Origin of the sequence: Halomonas sp. MCCC 1A11062 (assembly GCF_021404355.1) — a bacterium.
Classification (GTDB): Bacteria; Pseudomonadota; Gammaproteobacteria; order Pseudomonadales; family Halomonadaceae; genus Halomonas; species Halomonas aerodenitrificans.
Genome location: NZ_JABFTW010000009.1, coordinates 141,023 through 165,878, shown reverse-complemented (window position 1 = coordinate 165,878; position 24,856 = coordinate 141,023). Strand labels below are relative to the sequence as shown.

21 protein-coding genes are annotated in these 24,856 nt (G+C 66.1%); 12 read left to right on the top strand and 9 right to left on the bottom strand.

Going from position 1 to position 24,856, the window contains the following annotated elements; genetic code table 11:
* The 4 genes from HOP58_RS12180 (at position 1) to HOP58_RS12165 (ending at position 4,160) form a co-directional block, all read left to right on the top strand.
* The gene (locus HOP58_RS12180; protein WP_234260403.1) at positions 1 to 942 is read left to right on the top strand and encodes an ornithine cyclodeaminase family protein; all 942 of its coding nucleotides are present in this window, start codon (positions 1 to 3) and stop codon (positions 940 to 942) included.
* Positions 939 to 2,066 carry a class II histone deacetylase gene (locus HOP58_RS12175; protein ID WP_234260402.1) on the top strand — a complete coding sequence of 376 codons (1,128 nt, stop codon included), beginning with the start codon at positions 939 to 941 and terminating at the stop codon, positions 2,064 to 2,066. Before HOP58_RS12180 ends, HOP58_RS12175 begins: the two co-directional genes overlap by 4 nt.
* The gene (locus tag HOP58_RS12170; protein ID WP_234260401.1) at positions 2,063 to 3,031 is read left to right on the top strand and encodes a branched-chain amino acid transaminase; all 969 of its coding nucleotides are present in this window, start codon (positions 2,063 to 2,065) and stop codon (positions 3,029 to 3,031) included. Before HOP58_RS12175 ends, HOP58_RS12170 begins: the two co-directional genes overlap by 4 nt.
* 91 nt (positions 3,032 to 3,122) lie before the next feature.
* Positions 3,123 to 4,160 carry a DUF4105 domain-containing protein gene (locus tag HOP58_RS12165; protein WP_234260400.1) on the top strand — a complete coding sequence of 346 codons (1,038 nt, stop codon included), beginning with the start codon at positions 3,123 to 3,125 and terminating at the stop codon, positions 4,158 to 4,160.
* A 233-nt stretch (positions 4,161 to 4,393) separates the two neighbouring features.
* Here the strand turns inward: HOP58_RS12165 and HOP58_RS12160 are convergent, their stop codons facing one another.
* The 4 genes from HOP58_RS12160 to HOP58_RS12145 form a co-directional block, all read right to left on the bottom strand.
* Positions 4,394 to 5,128: an RNA methyltransferase gene (locus tag HOP58_RS12160; protein ID WP_234260399.1), complete on the bottom strand. Its 735-nt coding sequence runs from the start codon at positions 5,126 to 5,128 to the stop codon at positions 4,394 to 4,396.
* 98 nt (positions 5,129 to 5,226) lie between these two features.
* Complete coding sequence (gene groL / locus HOP58_RS12155) at positions 5,227 to 6,870, bottom strand: chaperonin GroEL (RefSeq protein WP_010628242.1); 1,644 nt, start codon at positions 6,868 to 6,870, stop codon at positions 5,227 to 5,229.
* A 60-nt stretch (positions 6,871 to 6,930) separates the two neighbouring features.
* Positions 6,931 to 7,224: a co-chaperone GroES gene (locus tag HOP58_RS12150; protein WP_010628243.1), complete on the bottom strand. Its 294-nt coding sequence runs from the start codon at positions 7,222 to 7,224 to the stop codon at positions 6,931 to 6,933.
* 216 nt (positions 7,225 to 7,440) lie between these two features.
* On the bottom strand, positions 7,441 to 7,962 hold the full coding sequence (locus HOP58_RS12145) for an FxsA family protein (protein WP_010628244.1): 522 nt from the start codon (positions 7,960 to 7,962) through the stop codon (positions 7,441 to 7,443).
* Positions 7,963 to 8,214: 252 nt separating this feature from the next.
* Here HOP58_RS12145 and HOP58_RS12140 point away from each other — a divergent pair, with 252 nt between their 5' ends.
* Positions 8,215 to 8,976 (top strand): SDR family oxidoreductase, encoded by a 762-nt coding sequence (locus HOP58_RS12140; RefSeq protein WP_234254612.1) that lies wholly within the window; start codon positions 8,215 to 8,217, stop codon positions 8,974 to 8,976.
* Positions 8,977 to 9,066: 90 nt separating this feature from the next.
* Here HOP58_RS12140 and HOP58_RS12135 read toward each other — a convergent pair whose 3' ends face one another.
* From HOP58_RS12135 to phhA, 3 genes are all read right to left on the bottom strand, one after another.
* Positions 9,067 to 9,333 carry a ComEA family DNA-binding protein gene (locus HOP58_RS12135; RefSeq protein WP_010628246.1) on the bottom strand — a complete coding sequence of 89 codons (267 nt, stop codon included), beginning with the start codon at positions 9,331 to 9,333 and terminating at the stop codon, positions 9,067 to 9,069.
* 194 nt (positions 9,334 to 9,527) lie between these two features.
* The gene (locus HOP58_RS12130; RefSeq protein WP_010628247.1) at positions 9,528 to 9,872 is read right to left on the bottom strand and encodes a 4a-hydroxytetrahydrobiopterin dehydratase; all 345 of its coding nucleotides are present in this window, start codon (positions 9,870 to 9,872) and stop codon (positions 9,528 to 9,530) included.
* Between the two features lie 53 nt (positions 9,873 to 9,925).
* Positions 9,926 to 10,756, bottom strand: a complete 831-nt coding sequence (gene phhA, locus HOP58_RS12125; RefSeq protein WP_010628248.1) for a phenylalanine 4-monooxygenase — start codon at positions 10,754 to 10,756, stop codon at positions 9,926 to 9,928.
* A 276-nt stretch (positions 10,757 to 11,032) separates the two neighbouring features.
* Here phhA and HOP58_RS12120 point away from each other — a divergent pair, with 276 nt between their 5' ends.
* The gene (locus HOP58_RS12120) at positions 11,033 to 12,595 is read left to right on the top strand and encodes a sigma-54-dependent transcriptional regulator (RefSeq protein WP_234260398.1); all 1,563 of its coding nucleotides are present in this window, start codon (positions 11,033 to 11,035) and stop codon (positions 12,593 to 12,595) included.
* On the opposite strand, the gene HOP58_RS12115 is transcribed toward HOP58_RS12120, so the two are convergent.
* Positions 12,568 to 14,568, bottom strand: coding sequence for an ATP-dependent DNA helicase RecQ (locus HOP58_RS12115; protein WP_234254610.1), 2,001 nt, complete (start codon positions 14,566 to 14,568; stop codon positions 12,568 to 12,570). The genes HOP58_RS12120 and HOP58_RS12115 overlap by 28 nt on opposite strands.
* A 210-nt stretch (positions 14,569 to 14,778) precedes the next feature.
* On the opposite strand from HOP58_RS12115, the gene HOP58_RS12110 reads away from it, so the two are divergent.
* From HOP58_RS12110 to HOP58_RS12085, 6 genes are all read left to right on the top strand, one after another.
* Positions 14,779 to 16,176 carry a hypothetical protein gene (locus HOP58_RS12110; RefSeq protein WP_234254609.1) on the top strand — a complete coding sequence of 466 codons (1,398 nt, stop codon included), beginning with the start codon at positions 14,779 to 14,781 and terminating at the stop codon, positions 16,174 to 16,176.
* Entirely contained in the window at positions 16,173 to 17,009 is an 837-nt protein-coding gene (locus HOP58_RS12105) for a hypothetical protein (RefSeq protein ID WP_234254608.1), read from the top strand. Before HOP58_RS12110 ends, HOP58_RS12105 begins: the two co-directional genes overlap by 4 nt.
* Positions 17,006 to 21,919, top strand: a complete 4,914-nt coding sequence (locus HOP58_RS12100) for a hypothetical protein (protein ID WP_234254607.1) — start codon at positions 17,006 to 17,008, stop codon at positions 21,917 to 21,919. Before HOP58_RS12105 ends, HOP58_RS12100 begins: the two co-directional genes overlap by 4 nt.
* A gap of 138 nt (positions 21,920 to 22,057) precedes the next feature.
* Positions 22,058 to 22,606, top strand: a complete 549-nt coding sequence (locus HOP58_RS12095; protein ID WP_234254606.1) for a L,D-transpeptidase family protein — start codon at positions 22,058 to 22,060, stop codon at positions 22,604 to 22,606.
* Between the two features lie 61 nt (positions 22,607 to 22,667).
* Positions 22,668 to 23,450, top strand: a complete 783-nt coding sequence (locus tag HOP58_RS12090) for a hypothetical protein (RefSeq protein WP_141638589.1) — start codon at positions 22,668 to 22,670, stop codon at positions 23,448 to 23,450.
* Positions 23,451 to 23,537: 87 nt separating this feature from the next.
* Positions 23,538 to 23,843 carry an MTH1187 family thiamine-binding protein gene (locus HOP58_RS12085; protein ID WP_010628258.1) on the top strand — a complete coding sequence of 102 codons (306 nt, stop codon included), beginning with the start codon at positions 23,538 to 23,540 and terminating at the stop codon, positions 23,841 to 23,843.
* Positions 23,844 to 23,876: 33 nt separating this feature from the next.
* Here the strand turns inward: HOP58_RS12085 and HOP58_RS12080 are convergent, their stop codons facing one another.
* Positions 23,877 to 24,812 (bottom strand): LysR family transcriptional regulator ArgP, encoded by a 936-nt coding sequence (locus HOP58_RS12080; RefSeq protein ID WP_010628259.1) that lies wholly within the window; start codon positions 24,810 to 24,812, stop codon positions 23,877 to 23,879.
* Between the last annotated feature and the right edge of the window lie 44 nt (positions 24,813 to 24,856).

Genomic DNA, 24,856 nt, shown 5'->3' with positions numbered 1-24,856 from the left:
ATGCGCGTCGTCACCGCCGATGAGGTAGCCGCCGCGCTGCCCTGGGACGCGCTGATCGAGCGACTGGCGCTGACCTTCCGTGAAGGGGTCGAGGCGCCGCCGCGTCATCATCACGCCATGCATCGGCCGGATGGCGAAGCCACCATGCTGTTGATGCCGGCCTGGGAACGGGCCGGCTACATTGGCGTGAAGATGGTCAACGTTTTCCCGCAGAATGCCGAGCATGGCCTGCCGGCCATCGCCGGCGTCTATTTTCTCAGCGAGGGGGCCCATGGCCGCCCGCTGGCCTGCCTCGAGGGCAGTGAGCTGACCCGGCGGCGCACGGCGGCAGCCTCTGCGCTGGCGGCCCGCGAGCTGGCTCGGGAGGACGCCCAGTCGCTGCTGGTGGTGGGCACCGGCAAGCTGGCCCCCATGGTGATCGAGGCACACGCCGCGGTGCGCCCCATTCGGCGCGTGCGCGTGTGGGGGCGCAACCTGGAGAAGGCACGCCAGGTGGCGGCGGAGTACGCCGAGCGCTTCGACTGCGAGGCGGTGGAGGATCTTGCCGCCGCTGCTCGCGAGGCCGATGTGATCAGCTGCGTGACGCTCTCCACCGAGCCGTTGATACGCGGTGAGTGGCTCACTCCCGGTACGCACCTCGATCTGATCGGCGCCTTTCGCCCCAGCATGCGTGAGACCGACGCCGAGTGTCTGCGCCGTTCCCAGGTGTTCGTCGACACCTACGCCGGGGCCCGGGGCGAGGCAGGTGATCTGCACCAGGCCATCGCGGAAGGTGCGTTCTCCTTCGATGACATCGCCGCCGATCTGGCGGAGCTGCTCAAAGGGGAGAAGCCGGGGCGTACAAGTCCCGATGCGATCACGCTGTTCAAGTCGGTGGGCGCTTCTCTCGAGGATCTGGCAGCTGCCATCGAGGTCTGGGAGCAACTGGAGAAGCGGCCATGAGCGAAGGGCGCAGAACCGGCTTCTTCTGGCACGAGCGCTGTTTCTGGCATGACCCCGGTGCCATCGGCGTGTTCTCGGCGCCGGGGGAGTTCCTGCAGCCGCAGCCCGCTTCCGAGAGCCCCGAGAGCAAGCGCCGGCTGAAGAACCTGCTCGAAGTCTCGGGGCTGATCGACGAGCTCGAGGTGCGCAAGGCGCCGCCAGCCAGCCGCGAGGACCTGGCGCGATTCCACACCGGGCGCTATCTGGACGAACTCGAAGAGGGCGACAGGACTTACGGCGGTGATGCCGGTGAATGTGCCCCGTACACGCCGGGCAGCCTGGCGGCGGCCCGCCAGTCGGCCGGTCTGGCGATCGCGGCGGTGGAGGCGGTGGCCGGCGGTGAGTTGCCCAATGCCTATGCCCTGTGTCGCCCGCCGGGACATCACGCCGAGGCCGACCGCGGTCGCGGCTTCTGCCTGCTCGGCAACATTCCCGTGGCGGTGATGCACGCCAGGGCGCTGGGCCTGGTTCGGCGCGTGGCGATTCTCGACTGGGACGTTCATCACGGCAACGGCCAGCAGGCGGCGTTCTACGACGACCCCGACGTGCTGACGGTGTCGATTCACCAGGCCGGCAACTATCCGCTCGACACCGGCGACTTCGATGAGCTGGGCGAGGGCGCGGGCCTTGGTGCCAACCTCAACCTGCCGATGCCGCCCGGCAGTGGCATCGGTGCCTACCGCTATGCCATGCAGGAGCTGGTGTTGCCTGCCATCGGCGACTTCGCTCCCGATCTGATCGTGGTGGCCTGCGGCTACGACGCCTGCGGCAAGGATCCACTCGGCAAGATGATGCTCAACAGCTCTGCCTTCGCTGCCATGACGCAGCAACTTAAGGCCCTGGCCGAGCGTATCAGTGGCGGCAAGCTGGTGATGATTCATGAGGGCGGCTATTCCGAAGGCTACGTGCCGCTGTGCGGTCATGCGGTGCTGCAAGCCCTGTCGGGTAGCCGTATTGCGGTGCCCGATCCGCAGGACGACGAGATCGCCGCCTGGGCTTACCAGGCGCTGCAACCCCATCAGCGCGCGCTGATCGACAGCTGGCGAGAGGGGTGGCGGCGCGTTGGAACGACGAGGACGACATGACCCCGCTATACGATCGTGACGGCTGGATCTGGCTGGATGGCAAGTGGCTGCCCTGGCGCGACGCCAAGACGCACCTGCTCACCCACACCCTGCACTACGGCATGGGCTGCTTCGAGGGTGTGCGGGCTTATGCGGGAGCCCACGGAACCCACCTGTTTCGGGTCGCCGAGCATACCCGCCGGCTGCTCGACAGTGCCCACGCCCTGGACATCCCCGTGGCCTTCGACGAAGAAACGCTGATCGAGGCCCAGCGCCAGTGCCTGGTGCGCAACGAATTGCGCAATGCCTATCTCAAGCCGACCGTGTTCTTCGGCGCCGAAGGGCTGGGGCTGCGCGCCAAGGGGCTTTCGGTACACGTCATGATCGCCGCCTGGGATCTGGGCGATTACATTTCGGCCGAAGCCGCCACCCTGGGGCTGCGGGCGTTGACCTCCTCCTGGGCTCGGCATCACGTCAACATCAGCCTCTGCCGGGCCAAGACCAACGGCCATTATGTCAACTCCATGCTGGCGCTCAACACCGCCGTCAAGGCCGGTTTCGACGAGGCGATCATGCTCGACCCCGAGGGCTACGTGGCCGAGGCATCCGCCGCCAACGTCTTCCTGCTGCGCGACGGGGCGCTGCATACGCCGGAAGTGACTTCCTGCCTGCAGGGCATCACCCGCGACAGCGTGATTCGCCTGGCTCGCAACGTGCTCGGGCTCGAGGTGCGCGAGCGCCGCATTACCCGCGACGAGCTGTATACCGCTGACGAGGCCTTCGTCACCGGCACGGCGGCGGAGATCCTGCCGCTGCGTGAGCTCGACGGACGGCATATCGGCGCCCGAGCCGGCGCACCATTGCCCGAGCAGCCCATCGACCTCAACTCCGTGACGGCGCAGTTGCAGCGGCTCTATCGACAGGTCACCCGCGGCGAGTTGGAAGGCCGCCTGACGGACTATGCCGCCTGGCTGACGCCAGCCTGATTTCGACGTTCGTCACCTCATACCACTGCGAGACGGGCATGGCCTTCTACAGGCTGCTAATATGGCCGCATCTCGGAAGAAGTGGAATGAAATGGCTCAGCTGATAGTAGGTATTGTCGCCCATACCGTACTGGCGTTGGCGGCTATGTGGGGCGCAGCTGCGCTGTGGTTCCGACTGCCCGGTACGCCGAACCTGCGGCGCCTGGCGGTCACGGGATGGAGCCTGGTCGCCCTGGTGCTGGTCATGCTCGGCGCCCAGGGGATCTGGCCGGCAAGCGTTGTCTTGCTGCTGCTGTTGGCGGCGCTGCTTATCTGGTGGTTCCGTCTGCAGCCCACCCATGATCGTCCCTGGTCGGCGGACGTAGTCCATCTGGCCACGGGTGAGGTGCGCGGCGATCGCCTGACGCTGCATCACGTGCGTGACTTCGACTGGCACACCCGAGACGAGGCGGACGAGCACTGGGAAGAGCGCAGCTACGACCTCGAACGGCTCGACTCGGTGGACATGATCGTCTCCAGTTGGGGGCGCCCCGGTGTCGCTCACGTGATGATCTCGTTCGGCTTCGAAGGTGAGCGCTTCGTGCTTTTCTCCGTGGAGGTACGGCGCCTGAAGGGCGAGCGCTTCTCCGAGATCGGTGGTTTCTTCCGCCAGTACGAGCTTGCCATCGTTGCCGCCGACGAGCGCGATGCAGTGGGGCTGCGCACCAAGGTGCGCGGCGAGCGGGTCTCGATCTATCGCCTGCACATGTCGCGCAGGGCGATGCGTTCGCTGCTGCTGGCCTACGTCGACGAAGCCAATGCGCTGGTCGAATCACCGCGTTTCTACAACACCATCACGGCCAATTGCACTTCGCTGATCTTCGACATGGCGCGCGGCATCGGCGCACGCCTGCCGTTCGATTACCGGCTGCTGGTCACCGACCGGTTGCCGGGCTATGCCTTCAAGGTGGGCGGGCTGTGGCCCGGCCATTCGCTACCCGAGCTGGAAGCCGGCGGCCGGATCGACGAGCGGGCACGGCAGGTTCACCGCGCGCCCGATTTCTCGCAGCGAATCCGTGAGGGAGTGCCGGGCTGGGAGTCGCTGCACGTCGGCGAGTCGGAAGTCGTGGAAGAGCGTCGGGGGTCATAACAGCGCGTCAGGGCATGAAAGAAAGAGCGCCACGGGCAAGTAGCCTCGTGGCGCATGTCTCCCTGGGCATATTCGATGCCGCATCCCGTTCCGCTTCCTTGCTCGCGTCCGTGTCGTACCTTCGACAGTGTCCATTGCCCGATCCCCTCATGGGATCACGCCCTTTTTCTCACGGCGGCGATGACAGTGCCGTAACGATCAAAAGAAGGTTCCGTGACAGGGCATTTCGAAGCCTAGTCGCCCGTGGCGGATTCTTCCAGCGAGCGAAGCAGACCTCGCAGCAGCGACAGCTCCTTGCGGCTGGGCTGAGCCCGGGCGAACAGGGCTTGCAACTGGGCCTCGGTGCGGGCATGGGGCTGGGTCAGAAAGCCACTCACCTGCATCACCCGGCTCAAGTGCTCATGGAAGTGCGCCATCTGCTCGCGGGTCGGCTGACGCTCCTCGGCAGGGCGCGCATGGCGATAGCCGTTCTCTGGCCGCAGGCGCCAAGCCTTGAATACCTCGTAGGCGAGCACCTGTACCGCCTGGGAGAGATTGAGGATGCCGTAGTCCGGGTTGGCGGGGATGCTGACCTGATGGCTGCACAGCCGGATCTCGTCGTTGGTCAAACCGAAGCGCTCGCGGCCGAACACCAGGGCCACCGGATCGCCCGCGGCGTTTTCCACCAGCTCCCGGGCCATCGCCTCGGGCTCGTCGAAATGTGGCAGGGGCAGGCTGCGCAGCCGGGCGCTGGCGCCTACCACCTGGACGCAGTCGGCCACCGCCTCTGCCAGCGTGGCCACCACTCGGGCGCCGTCGACCACGTCCTCGGCGCCAGCTGCCAGCCGTGACGCCTCGCTATCGGGAAAACAGCGGGGGGTGACCAGCACCAGATTCGTCAGGCCCATGGTCTTCATGGCTCGCGCCGAGGCGCCGATGTTGCCGGGGTGATAAGTCTGGACGAGGACGATACGGATATTGGCGAGCATGGGGTCGGCTTGCTTGTTGGGAAAAGCGTGATGGTAGCCCAAAAAGCACAAGCCCCGCACGATGGCGGGGCTTGTAAAGGGCTTGGGAGTTGGCCGGCTTACATCATGCCGCCCATGCCACCCATTCCACCCATGCCGCCCATGTCCGGGCCGCCTTCTTTCTCTTCCGGATCGTCGGCGATCATGCACTCGGTGGTGATCATGAGGCCTGCCACGGAGCCGGCGGACTGCAGCGCGGTACGGGTCACCTTGGCCGGGTCCAGCACGCCCATTTCGAACAGGTCGCCGAACTCGCCGGTCTGGGCGTTGTAGCCGAAGTTGCCCTGGCCAGCCTTCACCTCGTTGAGGATCACGGAAGCTTCCTGACCGGCGTTGGTGACGATCTGACGCAGCGGAGACTCCATGGCGCGCAGCGCGATGGCGATACCGTGGGTCTGGTCCTCGTTCTCACCCTTGAGGTCCTTGATCTTGGTCAGCACGCGAACCAGAGCGGTACCACCGCCAGGCACTACGCCTTCCTCGACCGCAGCGCGAGTGGAGTGCAGGGCGTCTTCGACGCGGGCCTTCTTCTCCTTCATCTCGACTTCGGTGGCAGCACCGACGCGGATGACGGCAACACCGCCGGCCAGCTTGGCGACGCGCTCCTGCAGCTTCTCGCGGTCGTAGTCGGAAGAGGTGTCTTCGATCTGCGCGCGGATCTGGTTGACGCGGGCTTCGATGTCGCCCTCGTTACCGGCGCCGTCGATGATGGTGGTGTTCTCCTTGGACATGGTGATGCGCTTGGCGCTGCCCAGGTGATCCAGGTTGGCCTGCTCCAGAGTCAGACCCACTTCCTCGGAGATCACGGTGCCGTTGGTCAGGATGGCGATATCCTGCAGCATGGCCTTGCGACGGTCGCCGAAGCCGGGCGCCTTGGCAGCCGCAACCTTGACGATGCCGCGCATGTTGTTGACCACCAGGGTGGCCAGGGCCTCGCCTTCGATGTCCTCGGCGATGATCGCCAGCGGCTTGCCGGACTTGGCGACGGCTTCCAGCACCGGCAGCAGTTCGCGGATGTTGGAGATCTTCTTGTCGACCAGCAGCAGGTAGGGGTCTTCCAGCTCGACCGCCATGGTGTCCTGGTTGGTCACGAAGTAGGGCGACAGGTAGCCGCGGTCGAACTGCATGCCTTCGACCACTTCCAGCTCGTCCTCGAAGCCGCGACCTTCGTCGACGGTGATGACGCCTTCCTTGCCGACCTTCTCCATCGCTTCGGCGATGATCTCACCGATACGCTTGTCGCCGTTGGCGGAGATGGTGCCGACCTGAGCGATGGCCTTGGAATCGGTGCAGGGCACGGCCAGGGCTTCGATTTCCTTGACGGCGGCAATGACGGCCTGGTCGATGCCGCGCTTCAGGTCCATCGGGTTCATGCCGGCGGTCACGCCCTTCATGCCCTCGGTGACGATGGATTGAGCCAGCACGGTGGCGGTGGTGGTGCCGTCACCGGCGACGTCGGAGGTCTTGGAAGCGACTTCCTTGACCATCTGCGCGCCCATGTTCTCGAACTTGTCTTTCAGCTCGATTTCCTTGGCCACGGAGACGCCGTCCTTGGTCACGGTCGGTGCGCCGAAGGACTTCTCCAGCACCACGTTACGGCCCTTCGGACCCAGGGTGGCCTTGACGGCGTTGGCCAGAACGTCAACGCCACGGGCCATGCGCTTGCGTGCATCATCGGAGAATTTGACTTGTTTCGCTGCCATTTTTCGTTACTTCCTGTGAGTTCGTGAACGTCTTATGGGAACGGAGTAGGGTTCGTCGGCTCAGCCTTCGACCACGGCGAGAATGTCGGACTCGCTCATGATCAGGACTTCCTCGCCATCGATCTTCTGCTTCTCGACGCCAAAGCCATCCTTGAAAATCACGGTATCGCCGACTTTGACGTCCAGCGGGCGAACATCGCCGTTGTCGAGAATCCGGCCGTTACCGACGGCGAGCACTTCGCCACGAGTCGGCTTTTCCTGGGCGTTGCCCGGAAGCACGATGCCGCCAGCGGTTTTTTGCTCTTCTTCAACGCGACGGATGACGACGCGATCGTGCAAGGGACGGATGTTCATTGCTCACGTTCTCCTGATGGTCTGTGATGCCATGCCTGGACATGGCGGTTCGTCATTCACTTCCAGAGGGTCTGGAAGGGGAGGCGAGGACGCCTTCCTTGTCAAAGGCACCGAGCTCCGCTCGGCGCCGTAGCCTTGTGCTGACCGAGAAATGGGGCCGGGCAAATGCCTTTCAAGGGTCAGCAGTAAAAAAATTTCACGCTTCGCCGAATCCTCTCAACCCCGACGCCGTGGCTCGTCGCGGCTGATGAAGTCGCCTTCCAGCGGCGGCCCCTGCTCGTCGCTGCGCTGCCGTTCGGCTTCATGCCCGTGCTGCTGCCACCCGGCATCGTGTCGTGCTTCATCTTGTTGCGCTGCGCTCGAGTTCTGACGGGTGACCGTGGCAAGCCAGCGCAGATTGAGCAGCGCCAGCAGTCGGGCAAGCAGGCGCCGTGCGCCGGGCATCACACAGAGCAGACCGAGCGCATCGGACAGGAAGCCCGGAGCGAGCATCAGCGCGCCACCGAATATGAGAGCGGCGCCGGTAAGCAATTCGCTGGAGGGCAGCTCGCCCTGAGCCATGCGCTCGCGGGCGCGTAGCAGCGTGGCGGTACCCTGCTGCCGGATCAGGTAGAGACCGGTGAAGCCGGTGGCCAGTACCAGAAGCAGAGTGGGCAGCAGACCGATCTGGCTGCCGACGGAGAACAGGACGACGAAGTCGAGTAGGGTGAACAGCGAGAAGAAGAGCAGTAGCGGCATGTCGGCTCCGAGGGTGTCGTTCAGTGCTAAATGGGGATGCTCGACCGGAATTCAAGCGCATGCGTACGGCCCGCTTGGCATTCACGGTCCTCATCCTTTATGCTGCAATGCACAAAAGATCCTTTCAGCCTCAAGTCGGCGCCCTGAAGTGCCGAATAGAGGAGTAAGGCAAGAAGAATGGCTCGCTCGTCAGGCTCGGCCGCCTGGCAGGGCAATGAGCCCAAGACTCATACCTCTGACAAGGGACAACGAATGAAACTGGACAAGAGCGTAATTGCCATCACGGGCGGCGCCCGTGGCCTTGGTTTTGCCATGGCACAGCGTCTCGGACGTCAGGGCGCCCAACTGGCGTTGCTGGACATGGACACGGATGCCTTGGACAAGGCCGTCTCCGTGTTGCATGCAGAAGGCATCGAGGCGGGAGCGTTTCAGGTCAACGTGGCTGACGAAGCATCGGTGAAGCGCGCCTTCGGTGACGTGGCGGCTCGCCTGGGGCCGGTCAGCGGTCTCGTCAACAATGCCGGCATTCTGCGCGATGCGCTGCTGGTCAAGGCGAAGGACGGCAAGGTCGAGAAGACCATGTCGCTGGAGCAGTGGCAGTCGGTCATCGACGTCAATCTCACCGGTGTGTTCCTGTGCGGTCGCGAAGCCGCGGCGCAGATGGTCGAGGCGGGGCACGACGGGGTGATCGTCAACATTTCCAGCATCTCCCGGGCGGGCAACATGGGGCAGAGCAACTACGCCGCGGCCAAGGCCGCCGTGGTGGCGCTGACCACCACCTGGGCCAAGGAGCTGGCGCGCTATGGCATTCGTGTGGGCGCGGTGGCGCCGGGCTTCATCGAGACCGACATGACCGCCTCGATGCGCGAGGACATGCTGGAGAAGCTGACCGCAGGCGTGCCGCTCAAGCGTCTCGGCAACCCGGACCACATCGCCCAGAGCGTGGCGTTCATCATCGAGAACGACTACTTCACCGGGCGCGTGATCGAATGCGATGGCGGCCTGCGCTTGTAGTACGCCAGAACGTTACTCTGCGCCATACGACAGCGAGGCCGGCATCTGCCGGCCTCGCTGTGTATGGCCAATGCCTAGCGCAAGCTCGCCTCAGAACGTGACCTGATCGCGGAACTTGTCCACTGTGGCTTGGCCGATACCGCTGACCTGCGTGAGGTCGTCGGCACTCTCGAAGTTGCCGTTGGCTTCGCGATACTCGACGATCGCCTGGGCCCGGCTCGGGCCGACCCCCGGCAGTTCGGTGAGTAGCTCGGCATCGGCGGTGTTGACGTTGATCGGAGCGACGTCCTCAGCCGCAGCGAGCGAGGCGAAGCTCAGCAGGAGTGCCAGCAGTGCACCTTGAAGGATCCTTTTCATATTCTTCTCTCGTATGGTTTACGTAACGGCACCGTAACGGTGCCGCTTTTCAACCTAATCGAGATCGGGGCGGTAGCGAGAGAGGCATATCGCCATTTGCTACGTAAGACAATGCCGATAAATTTTGGGAGACATCGACCCAAAACGTTGTGAGCCGGGCAGCCAGGACGGCTGCGCCAGCCCGCATGAGCCGCTCAGTGCTGCTCGGCGACCTTGTCGGTGCGTGCCGCCAGGATGAAGTCGTTCTTGTGCAGCCCTTTCATTTCATGGGACCACCAGGTCACGGTGACCTTGCCCCATTCGGTGAGCAGGGCGGGGTGGTGGCCGGCTTCCTCGGCAATCTCGCCGACTCGGTTGGTGAAGGCCAGCGCCTGCTTGAAGTTGCGGAACTTGAAGACGCGTTCGAGCTGCTTGATGCCGTCGCGCTCCTCTACGCTCCACTCGGGAATGTCGCGCTTGAGCGTATCGAGCTCGTCGTCGGTGACATGGGGGGCGTCCCAGCTGCACGCTTCGCACTGCTGTTCGGAAAGTTGGCTCATGGTCACTCCTCGTCAGGGTTTGTTGGTATTGGTGTCGTCGCTGGCGTTCGGCTTTATGCCTTGGCTGCCTTCGGGGCCGGCTCGAAGCGCGGTTCGTGCAGGCCCAGCTCCATGGCCCGGTGCACCATGGCCATGATGTCCTGCTGGGAAAGGTCGTGCAGGGTCGTGAGATCGTCCAGTACGTAATAGAGCGGCTGCAGGATGTCGATGCGGTACGGGGTGCGCAGCGCCTCGATGGGATCGAACGGCAGATGCTCGGGAGTATCCGACAGTGCGTGCAGGGTCTCCTTGGGCGAGGAGATGATGCCGCCACCGTAGATGCGCCGGCCCGCCGGGGTGTCCACCAGACCGAACTCCACCGTCATCCAGTACAGGCGCGCCAGATAGACTCTCTGCTTAGGTTCGGCTTCAAGGCCCAGGCGGCCGTAGGTGGCGGTGAACTCGGCGAAGGCCGGATTGGTGAGCATCGGGCAGTGACCGAAGATCTCGTGGAAGATGTCCGGCTCCTTGAGGTAGTCGAGCTCTTCCGGGGTACGGATGAAGGTGGCCACCGGGAAGCGCCGGTTGGCCAGCAGCTTGAAGAAGGTGTCGAACGGGATCAGCGCCGGTACCTGGGCGGTTTGCCAGCCGGTGGCCGCTTGCAGCACGCGGTCGATGTCGGCGAGCTGGGGGATGCGGTCCTCGGGCAGGGCGAGGCGCTCCAGGCCGTCGAGATACTCCTGGCAGACGCGCCCTTCGAGCATGCCGAGCTGGCGCTGCATCAGGGTCTGCCAGGTGGCGTTGTCCTGTTCCGGCCAGTCGATGTAGCCATTCTCGTCGGGCAGACGGGCGCGGTAGCCGGTCTTGCTGGCGACATCGCTCAAATGCGGGTTGGATGACGTCATGGGGCACTCCGGTCGGCTGAAATCTTGTGTTTGTGTGGCGAACCTTTGACTCGAGTCTAGGGCCGGTGTGCGCGTTGTCTGTCAGTCTTCGGATGGCTTTTTCGAAGGGAAGTGAGGTTTGGGCGTAAAGAAATCGTGACGGCTGATGTCGGATCGTCTTTCCATATCGTCAACTTCAGCAGCGTCGAGGTTTGTACCGCTAGAGGTGTCACGTTATCTTTACAGGCGAGTCACGTCGGCTTGACGTACTTTTTCGCGCCCGGAGGCACCAGCGCCATGAGATTGAGGTTTCGCTGCCAGAACCGTATCGGCATCCTGCGCGATATCGTGTCGCACTTCGTCGACTACGGCCTCAACGTGGCGCGGGGCGAAGTGGGCGGTGAGCATGGCAACGCCATCTATCTGCACATTCCCAACCTGCTCAATGCGCAACTGGCCACGCTGAAACCGGTGCTCGAGGCGATACCGGGAGTGTTCGGCGTGCGCCGGGTCAGCCTGATGCCCAGCGAGCGGCGCCATCTCGAGCTCGATGCGCTGCTGTCGTCGCTCTCCGATCCGGTGATGTCGATCGACATGGAGGGGCACGTGGTGGCCGCCAACCGCGCGGCCGGGCAGCTGCTCGGGGTGCGCATCGACGAGGTGCCGGGGCTATCGCTCAACCGCTACCTGCCCGACGTGGATCTGCCGGCGCTGGTTCGGCGCAACAATGCGCGGGTCAACGGCCTGCGCATCAAGCTGCGCGATGCGACCTTCCTCGCCGACATCGCACCACTGCATCGTGAGCACCACGACGACGTGGCTTCCCTGGCCGGAGCCGTGGTGACCCTGCACAGCGCTGACCGGATCGGCGAGCGCATCTACCAGGTACAGCGCCAAGAGCTGCGTGGTTTCGATGCGCTGTTCCAGGCGAGTCCCCGACTTGCTGCGCTGATTCGCGAGGCGCGGCGCATGGCGCCGCTGGACGCGCCGCTGCTGATCCACGGTGAAACCGGTACCGGTAAAGAGCTGCTGGCGCGGGCCTGCCACCTGGCCAGCGCCCGTGGGCAGTCGCCGTTCATGGCGCTCAACTGCGCCGGCCTGCCGGAATCGATGGCCGAGACGGAGCTGTTCGGCTATGCGCCGGGTGCTTTCGAGGGGGCGCGCCCGGAGGGCAAGCTCGGCCTGCTGGAGATGACCGCGGGCGGCACCATCTTCCTCGACGAAGTGGGTGAGATGAGCCCGCGGCTGCAGGTCAAGCTGCTGCGCTTCCTGCAGGACGGGGGCTTTCGTCGGGTGGGCAGCGACGAGGAGACCTATCTCGACGTGCGGGTGATCTGTGCCACCCAGCAGGATCTGCCCCGGCTCTGCGCCGAAGGCCATTTCCGCCAGGATCTCTATCATCGGCTCAACGTGTTGTCGCTGGCGGTGCCGCCGTTGCGCGACTGTCTCGACGGTATCGAGGCCATGGCGCTGCACTTCATCGATCGCGCCGCGCGTCAGATCGGCTGCCGTATGCCGTCGCTGTCACCGGCGGCGCTGGCCAGGCTCTCCACCTACCACTGGCCCGGCAACGTGCGCCAGTTCGAGAACGTGCTGTTCCAGGCGGTGTCGCTGTGCGAGGGCGACGCCATCGAGCCCGCCCACCTGCGCTTGCCGGACGTGGGCGAGACGCCGGGGCTCTCGGGCATCGACCTCGACGGCTCGCTCGCCGACATCATGGGCGACGTGGAGCGCCGCATCCTGGCCTTGCTCTATCCGCAGTATCCCTCCAGCCGCCAGTTGGCCAAGCGGCTCGGGGTCTCGCATACCACCATTGCCAACAAGCTGCGCCATTACGGCATCGGTGCCGCCGACGCCTGACCATCGATCGATGTCGTGCGGGCGGCCAGCTCCCTGACCTCGGCGTAACGGTACGCTTCCAGCGCGCCGAAGCCCGCCAGGCGGCGCGCCTTGAGCCGGGTGAGCAGGGGAGACGTCAGGCCGCACAGGAAGCGGGCCAGTAGATCGGGGGTGACGGGATGAGGCTCGTCGCTGGCGGCCAGCTGTTGCACCAGCTCTCCCGTGAGGCGTGCGACGGCCTCGCTCGACAGCGGCTCGAGCGGCTCGGGCTCCGGCAGACGAGCGACGGCGCCGCGACACGCCGAGCAGTGGCCGCAGCGCTCCGGCGCCCGGGTGTCACCGAACCATTCGGCCAGTCGGCGGCTCAGGCACGCCTCGCTCTCGAACAACGCCAGCATGGCGTGCAGACGTTCGACCTCGGCCCGCTCTTTGTCGTGGAAATAGGCGTGCAGCTCTTCGCTCAGGGCCGCGGCGTCGATGTCGCCGCGCAGCACCTCATAGACCTCGGTCATCTGCTTGCTTTCGAGCACCATCCAGCCCTGGGCGACGAAATAGTCTAGCGCGGTGAGCACGCGGGCGCGCTCGACGTTGAGGCCGCGCTCCTCGCCTAGCCGTTCGAGGGCCGCGAAGTCGAGGTTGAACCAGGTGCGGGCACGCTGCGAGGCGTCGACAATCGCCTGAACGAAGGCGCTGCGTTCGCCCTGGAAGCGCGATACCAGCACTTCGGGCTCGTCGTGCAGGCGGAAGCGGTACTCGGCGAAGTAGCTGTAGCGCGGCGCGATATAGCCACGCAGTTCGAGTTGCACCAGCAGTGTCTTGAGCGGCAGCGGGCGAATGTTGCTGTGCTGGGAGAGCGAGTTGAGCACCAGCTCCCATTGGCGTGAGGTCCCGGCCGCCTCGATCAGCTCGTCGATCACCTTGCGGATGCCGTGGGGCTCCGGGGTGTCGCCGTAGACGAAGTTCTCCAGCACGTTGACGTGATCGCGCCCGGCCAGCATCAAGCAATCGGAGGGCTGGCCATCGCGGCCGGCACGGCCGATCTCCTGGCTGTAGTTCTCCACCGACTTGGGCAGGTCGAAGTGCACCACGTTACGGATGTCGGCCTTGTCGATGCCCATGCCGAAGGCGATGGTGGCGACGATGCAGGGCGTATGGCCTTCCATGAAGTTGCGCTGGATGCGCTCGCGGGTCTCGGCGTCGAGCCCGGCGTGGTAGGCGGTGGCAACGAAACCCGCCTTGCTCAGGTAGGCGGCCAAACGCTCGGCGGTCTGCTGCAGGGTGACGTAGACGATGGTGGGCTGGGGCGGCTCGCCGCCGAGACGGGGCCTGAGCCACTCGACCAGGCGACGCGGGCGCGTCTCGGCCGGCACCGGCGCCACTTCCAGGTTGAGATTGGGGCGGTAGAAGCCGGTGGCGGTGACGTCGGCCTCGGCGATGCCGAAGCGCTCGCGCATGTCGGCGATCACCCGCGGCGTGGCCGTGGCGGTCAGCAGCAGCACTTGGGGAATGCCGAACTCATGGCGGTAGTGGGGCAGCTTGAGGTAATCGGGGCGGAAGTTGTGACCCCACTCAGAGATGCAGTGGGCCTCGTCGACCACCAATAGCGATATCGGCACGCGGCGGATGAAAGCGCGAAAGCGCTCGTTCTTGAGTCGTTCCACCGAGACCATGAGGATGCGGATCTCGCCGCGCTTGACGCCTTCCATCACCGCCGCCGTTTCCTCGCGGCTCTGACCCGAGTCGATGCTGGCGGCGGCGATGCCGTGGCGGGCCAGGAACGACAGCTGATCCTGCATCAGCGCCAGCAGCGGCGAGATGACCAGCGTCAGGTGGGGCAGGTGCAGGGCGGGTAGCTGATAGCACAGCGACTTGCCGGAGCCGGTGGGAAAGATCGCCGCCGCCGAACGGCCGCTGGTTATCGCCTCGATGACCGGGCGCTGTCCGGAGCGGAAGTCGTCATAGCCGAAGACCTGCTTTAACGTCTGATCGATCACTTGGGCACTCCCTGCGCTGCTGTGGACTCCGAGGCGAGAAGGTGACGATCTCGCCAGACAGCGAGCATTCTCGCATATCGGCAAACCGGCCGTTTCCACGTGGCTGCGTGTAAAAGCAGAGACCGTGTGAAAATGGAGCCATCCGCGCCATGACCCGAGGTGCCGAGCTTGGCATAATGCTCCTTTTTCTTCGCCCGCAGGGAAGACCCCATGACCGCCTGGAGCAAGCTGCTGATCGCCACGACGCGGCTGATCGACCTGCACGACAGCGCCCACGAGCCCGGCTCGCCCTTCGTCCAGGTGAGCCAGGAGCAGCGTCGCGGGCTGCGCGACGGCTACTGGCTCGACCTCGGCTGCCTGCTGCTCGACTATCTGCTCGACGAGGACTTCGCCACCAACAGCGCCTTCGTCTCGCAGAGCCGCTGCCTCAATCACCTGCGCGAGAGCTACCCCGGACTGCCCCACGACGATCTGAGCTTCGTCATCAATCTGCTCTCCACCCCCAGCGAGATCCATTTTCGTCAGCCATCGCCATCGCCGACGACGAGCGACGACGCGACGGCAGAGGAGCGCAGCCGGCGCAGCACCAAGCGCACCGCGCTGATCGAGAAGCAGGGCCAGACCGGCCAGGTGCGCCTCACCCCGAGCGGCCGCCAGGCGGTGACCCTGGCCAGCCAGGTCGAGGACCTTCTCTACTCCGAATACGACGCGGCCAAGGTACTGGCGGCGCTGGCGCGGGGCGACTTCTCCCGCATTCCCGACATCACCAACCAGATCCTGCTGGCGATCCGTGCCCTGACCCAGGAACTGCGACGGGTGCGCGAGAATCCCACCCGCGAGGGCAAGCTCTCCGCTCTGCTCGACAACGAGCGCCACTACCATAACGCCCTGACCAACATTCAGCAGACGCTGCTCGACGCCCGTGCCCAGCTCGCCACGCCGCGCCTGATGGAGCGCTTCGAGAGCTGGCGCGAAGCGCAGTCCGACGACTGGGACCTGCGCGTGCTCTCCAGCGCCATCGGCCGTGTGCTCACCGCCATCGAGAACCTCTCGCGCCGGCTTTCCGAGCTGCTGGCCGATATCGCCGAGGGGCGCATCCAGGCCATGGGCGTGATCGACTTCCAGGACATGGCGCGCCAGCTATTGGAGGCGCCGCCCGCAGGCGCGCTGCGCGACGCCGTGGTGGCGCGCATGATGCCTCTGCACGTGCAGGCCACCTTCCCGCGCCTGGCGCCGCTGGTGCCGCTGCTCGAGAGTCGCCGCGCCGACGCCAGCCCGGTGGCGCTGGTGTTCGACGAGGCGCGTGACGCGGCGCCGGAGGACCCGCTGCTGGCACGCTTCCTCGAAGCGCGGGGGCCGGCACTTCGCCAGCGTCTCCGCCGTGCGCCGCTGTCGCTGCCCGAAGCGCTGACCGAGGGCTGGCACCGCTTCGAAGAGGGCGACTGCCTGGCCCAACTGCTCAACACCTTCGTTGATACCGAATTGCTGGCTCCGGGGCTGACGGTGGGTATCGACGCGACGCCGTTCGAGCTCGAACTCGACGACGGCCGCCGCATTGAGGGGGCCGTGACGCCCTCTCTCGGCTTCTTTCAGGAACAGCACGTATGAACATGACCGAGATGGGCGAAGTGGTCGCCTACCTGCTGCGCTACCGCAGCGCCGAACGCACCCCGGGCGGCGGCCGCAAGCGCCGTGCCGCCCGCGAGGGCCAGCTCTCCGAGCGCGACGTCTGCGCGCTGATCGACGACGCCAGCGAGGCCGAGCGCGAGGCGCTGCGGGACTTCCTCGCCGGCCAGGGCCTGCGGCTCAAAGCCTTTGAATCCGGCGACTACCCCGGCATCGCACCCGGCTCGCGCTACTACGCGCTGCTGCCCGACCCGGAGCTGGAACAGCCGCCGCTCTACACCCGCGAGCCGGTGTTCGAGGCGCTCAAGCTGCGCCAGGAGAGCCGCGCCGAGCTGGCCCAGTGGTACCTGCAGCTGTGGCTGCTGATGCATACGCTGCTCTACACCCGCTACAACCGCGCGCTCTCCGACGTCAGCCGCTATCAGGAGGCCACCTTCGCCGGGGCCGAGCTGGTCGAGTTGATGCGCGACCAGTTGGAGACGCTGCGCAGCCTGGGCGAAGAGGCCCCCGAGACCAGCCGCGTGTTGCTGGAGGAGCGCGGCGAGGACATCAGCCGCCGGGTTCGTGCCTTCATCGATCTGCAGGTGCGCGCCGGGCTGCTCGAAAGCCTGCGCGACGCCGAAGCGAGTGCCGGCACCGAGGAGAGCGTCGGCGAGGTGTGGCAGCAGACCCTGCTTGGAGCGCTGGAGAGCGAGCAGATCGGCATTCATCAGCTCGGCCATCTGCAAGCGCTGGCTCAGGGCCGCGCCCAGGGCCGCTATCGGGACGAAGAGTACGAGGCCGTCATCGACGAGCACGAGGAGACCCAGGCATGAGCGTGATCAACCGCATCGAGGTCGCCAACCTGCTCAACAAGCACGGCGACGTGGCCTCGCCCTGGGACGCCAAGATGCGTCACGTGCTGCTCGATCTGCGCGGCCAGTCGAGCGCCATCAGCATGGAGAACGGCTTCGGCAAGACCACGCTCTCCGAGGCGCTGATCGGCCTGCTGTCGCGGGACCGCACGCTGCTCTCGCGCACCCGGCGCAAGTGCTCGCCCTCGTCGGTGGGCGGCACGGCACGTAGCTGGAGCCACCTGCGCGTCGAGTTCCGTTCGCGCAGCGGGCTCGAGCGCCAGGACGACATGCTGGCCGCCGTCGGCGAGGAGGTGGCCGGCGAGACCTTCGTGTTCGGCTTCTACGGCTACAGCGACGGCAGCGGGCTCTCCTTCTACCACTATGCCGGGCGCCTCGAAGACGTGCCGGTGCACCACCAGACCCTCGACGGCAAGCTGGCGCTCTACGCCAACCGCGACGTCAAGGCGGCCATGGCCGAGCGCAACGTGCGCCTGACCCACAACCGCGAGGAGTGGCTGGAGGCGGTGGGGGCTCACGTCTCCCGTCGCGAGCTGGCCCAGCTCGCCGCCTTCCAGAAGGAGGGCGGCGCCGACAAGAGCCAGATCTTCAACGCCATCAAGCCCCGCGCCGGCGAGAAGGCCGACCAGGCGTTCTTCTTCGAGGTGCTGGCTCCCGAGATCCTCTCCGGCGCCACCCGCGGCGAGACCGACGAGAGCGAGGAGCTGATCGAGGAGGTGATCCTCAACTCCGGCACCAACATCACCGAGCTGCGCCATCGCCTGGAGGAAGCCGAGAGCGACCAGCGCCGCGCCAGCGACAAGGTGGTGCGCCTGGCCGAGCTGCGCGAGCAGGGCGAGTCGCTGCGAGACGCCCGCGCCCGCCTGATGGAGCTCGACCAGGACTTGGCGGCCAGCGAAGCCTTGCTGGGCGGCCAGGCGCTGCTGGGCCTGCCCGGCCTGCCGCGTGCCGCTTCTGAAGAGGGCACTGAGGACGCCGCCGACGAGCGCGGGGCCGCTCCGCTGGATGGCTTCGCCTGGATCGCCGGCGATACCTCGCGGCCGCGGGTCTCCACCTCGCTGCTGGCAACGCTCTCTGGTCTTTCCGAGCGGGCCGTGCGTCAGGCGCTCTCCGAGCGCGGCGCCCGGGTCGACGTGCACCGGCGGCTGATTCATCTGCCCCAGGCCGAGTGGCCGCTCAACCGCGACGTCGGCCACGTCAGCTTCAAGGCTGCCCGCGAGTGGCTGGCCGAAAGCCACGCCCTGGCCGACGACACGGCCCGCGACCGTGCCCTGAGTGCGCTGGACGAGGGCGCCGATGCCTTCGAGGCCGCCGATGGCAACCGCTTCCGCGAGGAAGTGATCGGCGACGGGGTCTATCTCGAGGAGCTGACCCGCGAGCTGGCCGAACTCGACGAGCGTCGCGACGACCTGGAGCACGAGCGCGAGCGGCTGGAGTCCCAACAGCGCGACTTCGTCGACAACCAGAGCTTCTACACCCAGGCGCTGGCCGAGGGGCTGTTCAGCGAGGCCGAGCTGGAAACCCCCGAAGCCAGCGCCGAAGCGGCCAAGGCCCAGGCCTCGAACGCTCGCCGTGCCCTCAACGCGCACCTGGGCCGTGTCGGCGAGCTCAAGCAGGTCGCCGCCTGGCACGATGCCTACCGCCGCGAGTGTCCCGATCTGGCACCGGCCGAGCGGCTCGAGGAGAAACAGGAGCGCGAGGCCGAGCTGGCCGAGTCCCTCGACGAGCTGACCCGGCGTCGCGATGAGGCGCTCGGAGCTTTCGAGATCGCCCGCGGCGAGCGTGAGCGGCTCAACGGCGAGCGTGAACGTCTGACCGGCGAGCAGGGCCTGCTGGCCCGCGGCCAGGCGCCCTGGCGCGCCTTCGTCGAGGGCTGGCCGGGCGAAGCGGTGAGCGGCTTCTGGACGCGGCGCAAGACGGCGCTGGCCGAGCTGGAGTCGAACTTCCGCGAGGCCGAGCAGCGCCGCCAGGAGGCCGAGCGCACCCTGGCCCGGCTGGCACCGCTGGCCGAGGCCGCCCGCCGTTACGGCGAGCTGCACGGCGACGACGAGCCGGTGCACCTGCGCGCGCGCCTGCGTGAACGCGAGCGAGAGCTGGGCGACGAGCGCAAGCGGCTGCTCGATGAAGAGACCCACCTGCGCACGCTGCACCGGGCGCGGCTCGACTTTGCCGAGCGCAGCGAGTTGGCCCCGGAGAAGTGGCTGGCCGACGCCCGCCGCCGCTATCCGCGGCTGCTGCGCGAAGCGGAGACGCTGGAAGCCGACATCGCCGCCCGCGAGCGCTACCTGGAGAGCCTCTCCGGCGATCCGCTGGAGCGGCGTGTGGTGGAGGCCGAGGCCCACCGCCAACTGGACGCCGCCGGCATCGCCTGGCAGCCGCTGCATGCGGTACTCAACGTCGAGACCCATACCCCCGAGCAGCGCCGCGAGTGGCTGGTGCAGGCCGCCGGGGTGCTGTTCGCCCCGGTGGTGGCCGGGCGCGAGGCGGCCGAGACGGCCGCCGCCGAGCTGATCGAGGCGGGCCTGGCGGTGCCGGTGTTCGAAGCCGAGGCGCTGACCGGCCTGCTGGGCCGGGGCGAGCCGCCCTTGGGCGCGGTGGCCGGCGTCGAGACCCTGGCGGTGAAGGCCGCACTGGACCCGAGCTACCTGGAAGCTCTGCGCGAGGCCACCGAGAAGCGGCTGGCCGCCGACCGCGAGCGGCAGAAGGCGCTGGCCGTGGAATGCGAACGGCTCGATCCCCACGGCGAGACCTTCGCCCTGGCGCTGCGTGCCCGCGAGGCCGATGAGTCCCAGGTCGAGGTGGCCCTGGAGGCCCTGGCCGAGCGGCAGACGGCCCTGGCCGAACGCGAGGCGGCGCTGGCGCCGCGGCTGACCGATGTCGCGCTCGCCTGTATCGACGACTACCAGCGCTACCTGCAGGAGGGCGGCGAGTTCGCCCAGCAGGAGGCCGCCGAGGCGCGGCTCGAAGCCGAGACGGCGCTGGCCGAGCTCGCACCGCGTCGCGAAGCGGCGGCCCGCGAGCTGGAGGCCCACGGCCAGACCTGGCTCGCCGCCGAGCAGTTCAGCGACGCCGGCGGCGTCGAGCGGCTGCAGGCGCTGGAGGCGCGCCTCGCCGAACTCGAGCGGCACCTGAGCGAGGCGAGTGAGCGACTGGCCGCCGCCGAGGAGCAGCGCGAGACGCTCAAGCGTCAGGTCGAAGAGAGCGAGGCCCAACTGCGCGGCATCTTCAGCGACGGCGAGCGCGACCGCCTGCGCGCCCTGGCGCGTTTCGAAGCCGAGGGCGGCGTCGATTTCATGGCCACTGCCGCCGAGATGCAGGAGGAACTGGAGGCCGCTCAGGCTCGGGCGACCCGCCGTGCCGACTTCGACTTCACCCGCATTCGCGCCTATCTGGAGGTGCGCGATGCCGCCGGCGGCAGCCAGAAGCTCGAGCGCGAGATCGCCCGGGTGCGGCGCGAGCTGGGTGAGCTGCGCGAGACGCGCAAGGCCCGTGGGGAAGAGCGCGACGCCCTGGAAGCACGCCTGGCCGAGCAGCGCCGGGCGCTGGCCTGCATCGATCAGCTGGCGGTGGAGTGGCTGCGGGTGCTGCGCGACCTGCCCGAGGGCTGGCCGCGGCGTCTGGCGGCACTGGTCGATCTCGCCGAAGCCAGCCGCTGGCCCGGAGAGGCGGACGAGCACGCGGCGCGCAATGCCGCCCTCGATGCCTGGCACGACATGGTCGCAAGCGAAAGGCAGGGCGAGCTCGACATCGAAGCGCTGGAAGCCTGTCAGCAGACCCTGGTCGATGCCTTGGGCGAACTCAACCTGGGCGAGCAGGCGCGCAACCGCGAACGCCAGGCGCGCCAGGTCGAGGGCGGCGAGCGCAAGCTGGCCGAGGCCCTGGCCGAAGCAGCACACAGCCGCATGTTCAGCGACACCGAGCGCGCCCGCCTGGCCGGGCTGACGCATGCCAACGCCGAGGCGCTGGACGATCTCTCGCGCCTGCACGACCAGCTTGCCGGTCAGCTCGACGACCACAAGATACGGGTCGAACGGTTGCATGCCTCTCGCGAGCAGATCGAAGGCACCCTGGTGGAGCGTCTCAGCTCGATCATCTCGGATGCCGCCGGCAACCTCGACATCCTCAAACGCGTGGCCAAGAGCAGCGGCGAGGGCGGCGCCTTCTTCGAGGTCAAGGCCTCGCTGATCGGCCCCGACCAGCTGCGCGAGCTGATCGCCACGCTGCTGGCCGACATCGACGAGCACCAGGCCGCCATGCGCCGCCGCGCCGAGCGCGACGGTGGCATGGTCGACGGTGAGGCACGCCGCCGCGACGACGACCTGCTGCGCCAGATCCGCCGGCGCATCTACCGCGGGTTGTTCCACGACGTGGCGATCCGCCTCAAGCACGACGCCATCCGTCCTCACGGGCGGCTGTTCTCGCTCAACGAGGAGATGTCGGAGGGCCAGCGTGAAGCGGTGTCGCTGATGTGGCTGGTCAAGCTCTCCGAGTTTGCCATCGAGCGCGAGCTGCGCGAACTGCCGGGGCACCACCGCCGCCGCGCCCGCACCAGCCGCGAAAGCGTGATCCTGCTCGACGGCCTGTTCTCCAAGCTCTCGCACCGCCGCCTGATCCAGGACTCGCTGGAGTCGCTGCGCAACACCCGTGGGCGTTTCCAGATGATCGGCCTGATCCACAACCCCAACTACGAGAACGACCCCGACATCTTCCCCACCTACCTGGTGGGCAGCGTGATCGGCGGCGCTCAGGGGCAGGGCGGCCACGTGATGGTGCGCGATGGCCGTATCGCCGCGCCGGAATCGCTGGGCCGCAGCGTCGGCGAGGCCAGCCTGTTCGGCATCCACGTCAGCGAGCCGGCGACCCAGGAGTAAAGCGAACCGGCTCTCTGCTGAACGAGCCAGGCCAGGAAAGCCCTGGCCTGGCTCGAACGGGAGCGACTAAGAACGACGCGAGTGGTGGTGAGGGAATGGTTCAGGCGAACTCCCTGGCCAATAAAAAAGGGGCATGTCATGTTGCGCACCTTGCTGTATATGGGCGGCTTGCTGGTCGTCCTGTTCTTAGGTTTCAGCCTCTACGGCAAGGCGGCGCCGCGATTTTTCCCGCCAACCGTGCCTGACATGGCGCCGCCCAGCCAGCGTGCGGACGCCGTCCAGGTCATCAAGTCCGAGCGTGTCATGCGGCTGCTGCGGGAAGGAGAGGTCATTGCGGAATACCGCATTGCGCTTGGTGCCAGCCCGGAAGGACACAAGCAACAAGAGGGCGATCAACGTACGCCCGAAGGTGAATACATCATCGACTGGCGTAACCCACGCTCGATTGCCCATCTCTCACTGCATGTCTCCTATCCCAACGAACATGATCAAGCGGTAGCGCATGAGCTCGGTGTCTCCCCGGGTGGCAACATCATGATCCACGGCATACTGAATGGTTGGGGCTGGCTTGGAAGGCTGCACCGCTACTGGGACTGGACGGATGGCTGCATAGCGGTTACCAATCGGGAGATGCGGGAAATATGGTCACTCGTCCCCAATGGTACTCCGATAAGCATAAATAAATAATACTATGAGGTGCAGTGCTGGGGGTGGGAATGCAGGCGTATGGAGAAGGGGAGGCTGGTGAGTGAATAATGCATATACTGCATTGCTCGATATGTTGAAGTGCCCACCGACGAAGGATAGCTACCGGTTTGAGCCTTCACAGTTTTCTGCGAGTTTGGCTAACCAAGTTGACTTCGATGGGCTTCTTCTCGATCCGTTTCGTCAACGCTCCCTTGGTTTCGCCGGTGCGGCTGGGGAAGATGATGAGTCGCCATTCGAGATTTTGCTGAATTACCCCTCGGTGGAGTGGTATGGGCTGCCGGAAAGCTGGCAGAAAATGGGGTTGTGGCTGCTGCATCTGCTCTTCAGTGGCAGGGAGTGGGCGGGGTTGAATTTGACCCACCCTCGAAATTCTCTAAAACAGTTATACGTGATATGCGACCGCATGGTTCATCATCGCCATTACTTTCTCAAGACTGAAGCTCCACCTCGCTATATCTCCTTCAAATACAGCCCCAAGGAGGTCGATCGCCACCCGTTGAGTCATGATTCGCGAGCACTGGAGGAAATCGACTTTCCCGGCTTCTATTTCGGTTGGTCGGACCAAGAGGCACGCCATCGGCGCAGGCGTGCCGAAGCCGATCAGCTCATCGTAGCGACAACGCCTGAGGGGTTATGTGAACTTGCCTCGTTGCTTCTTGATTTCGGACGCGAGGACCAAAGTCAGGGAGAAATCAATCTTGAGGCTCCTGTGCTAGCCCATGGCAGCGTGGAAGCTCGCTTCTGGCGGCCGGGAAGTTTTGCTTTCCCTGAGGAAAGCCTCGATCACGTTTACATCCGCCCACCAGATGACAAGACTGTATGACAGAGTGCCAGTGATGTCCTGTCGTGCTCATTGATGTGCCGGTTACGAATATCTTGATTTGGTGAATTGTAGAAGGAGCGTCTTGCCATGCACGTCATCATCGATCTCTGCGTCGTCCCGCTGGGAGTGGGCGTGTCGGTCTCGCCGCAGATCGCCGCCTGTCAGCGGGTGATCGAGGCCTCGGGCCTGGAACACAACATGCACGCCTACGGCACCAACATCGAGGGGCCGTGGGATGAGGTGATGGCGGTGGTCAAGCGCTGCCACGAGGTGGTGCACGAGATGGGTGCGCCGCGTATCACCACCACCATCAAGCTGGGTACCCGCACCGACCGCGAGCAGTCCATGGCCGACAAGGTTTCGAGTGTCGAGACCAAGCTGCGTAACGGTTGAGCGCTTCGTTCCTCGCCGTGCAGACCGTGGCGCTTATATCTTGGAGAGCGGCGTAAGCCAGGCATCGCCGAGGCGCAGCAGGTGGTCGGTGAGGGTGTCGAGCACCTTGCCGCCCTGGCGCCAGTGGTGCCAGTAGAGCGGCACGTCGATCACCTGGCCCGGCGAGAGATCGATCAGCCGGCCCTCGGCCAGGTGTGGTCCCGCGTCGATCTCCTGCAGCCGGCCCTCGCTCAGTTCGCGCTGGGCCTGACGCTCCGGCACCATGCCGTAGCCGAGTCCGGCCAGGGCCAGGCCGACGAAACCCTCCGAAGAAGGGCAGAGGTGATGGGGGAAGGGCGGCTCCACACCGTGCATGGCCAGGTAGCGATGTTGCAGGCGGTCGTCGGGGCCGAACACGATGGCCGGCGCCCGGCGCAGCGCCTCCGGGGTTACGCCATCGCCGAAATGGCGTGCCACGAAGCTGGGGCTGGCCAGGGCGCGATAGCGCATGCTGCCGAGTGGGTGGCTGCGTGCGCCTTGCACTGGCGTGGGCGAGTCGCAGATGCAGCCGGCCACGTCACCGTCGCGCATGCGCTTTAACGCCACCTCCTGATCCTCCACTACCAGATCGAACAGCACGGGATGACGCTCGCAGAAGCGTCCGATGGCCTCCGGCCACCAGGTGGCCAGGCTGTCGGCGTTGATCGCCAGGCGCAGGCGCTGCTCGCCGCTGCCGAGCGCCGGCACCTCGCCGAGCAGGTCGCCTTCCAGCAGCAGTACCTGCTGGGCATGGTTGAGCAGCTTCCGCCCCAGCGGGGTGGGCGCGAGGCGTGGGCTGCGCACCAGCACCGGCTGGCCCAGGCGCGCCTCGAGCAGCTTGATACGCTGCGACACCGCTGATTGCGTGAGCCCCAGATATCGCGCGCCGCGTTCGAAACCGCCTTGATCGATCACCGCCACCAGCGCCTCGAGCAGTTTGTAGTCGAGCATCAGTAATGCTTATTCCCTAGTTGTTTTATTCATTTCTCTAATTA

Bases quoted from the DNA above. Each gene is read 5' to 3' on its own strand.
- HOP58_RS12170 (WP_234260401.1), top strand. From the start codon at position 2,063: ATGACCCCGCTATACGATCGTGACGGCTGGATCTGGCTGGATGGCAAG.
- HOP58_RS12085 (WP_010628258.1), top strand. From the start codon at position 23,538: ATGCACGTCATCATCGATCTCTGCGTCGTCCCGCTGGGAGTGGGCGTG.
- HOP58_RS12080 (WP_010628259.1), bottom strand. From the start codon at position 24,812: ATGCTCGACTACAAACTGCTCGAGGCGCTGGTGGCGGTGATCGATCAA.
- HOP58_RS12140 (WP_234254612.1), top strand. From the start codon at position 8,215: ATGAAACTGGACAAGAGCGTAATTGCCATCACGGGCGGCGCCCGTGGC.
- HOP58_RS12150 (WP_010628243.1), bottom strand. From the start codon at position 7,224: ATGAACATCCGTCCCTTGCACGATCGCGTCGTCATCCGTCGCGTTGAA.
- HOP58_RS12100 (WP_234254607.1), top strand. From the start codon at position 17,006: ATGAGCGTGATCAACCGCATCGAGGTCGCCAACCTGCTCAACAAGCAC.
- HOP58_RS12180 (WP_234260403.1), top strand. From the start codon at position 1: ATGCGCGTCGTCACCGCCGATGAGGTAGCCGCCGCGCTGCCCTGGGAC.
- groL (WP_010628242.1), bottom strand. From the start codon at position 6,870: ATGGCAGCGAAACAAGTCAAATTCTCCGATGATGCACGCAAGCGCATG.
- HOP58_RS12145 (WP_010628244.1), bottom strand. From the start codon at position 7,962: ATGCCGCTACTGCTCTTCTTCTCGCTGTTCACCCTACTCGACTTCGTC.
- HOP58_RS12165 (WP_234260400.1), top strand. From the start codon at position 3,123: ATGGCTCAGCTGATAGTAGGTATTGTCGCCCATACCGTACTGGCGTTG.
- HOP58_RS12175 (WP_234260402.1), top strand. From the start codon at position 939: ATGAGCGAAGGGCGCAGAACCGGCTTCTTCTGGCACGAGCGCTGTTTC.
- HOP58_RS12120 (WP_234260398.1), top strand. From the start codon at position 11,033: ATGAGATTGAGGTTTCGCTGCCAGAACCGTATCGGCATCCTGCGCGAT.
- HOP58_RS12105 (WP_234254608.1), top strand. From the start codon at position 16,173: ATGAACATGACCGAGATGGGCGAAGTGGTCGCCTACCTGCTGCGCTAC.
- phhA (WP_010628248.1), bottom strand. From the start codon at position 10,756: ATGACGTCATCCAACCCGCATTTGAGCGATGTCGCCAGCAAGACCGGC.
- HOP58_RS12135 (WP_010628246.1), bottom strand. From the start codon at position 9,333: ATGAAAAGGATCCTTCAAGGTGCACTGCTGGCACTCCTGCTGAGCTTC.
- HOP58_RS12130 (WP_010628247.1), bottom strand. From the start codon at position 9,872: ATGAGCCAACTTTCCGAACAGCAGTGCGAAGCGTGCAGCTGGGACGCC.
- HOP58_RS12160 (WP_234260399.1), bottom strand. From the start codon at position 5,128: ATGCTCGCCAATATCCGTATCGTCCTCGTCCAGACTTATCACCCCGGC.
- HOP58_RS12110 (WP_234254609.1), top strand. From the start codon at position 14,779: ATGACCGCCTGGAGCAAGCTGCTGATCGCCACGACGCGGCTGATCGAC.
- HOP58_RS12095 (WP_234254606.1), top strand. From the start codon at position 22,058: ATGTTGCGCACCTTGCTGTATATGGGCGGCTTGCTGGTCGTCCTGTTC.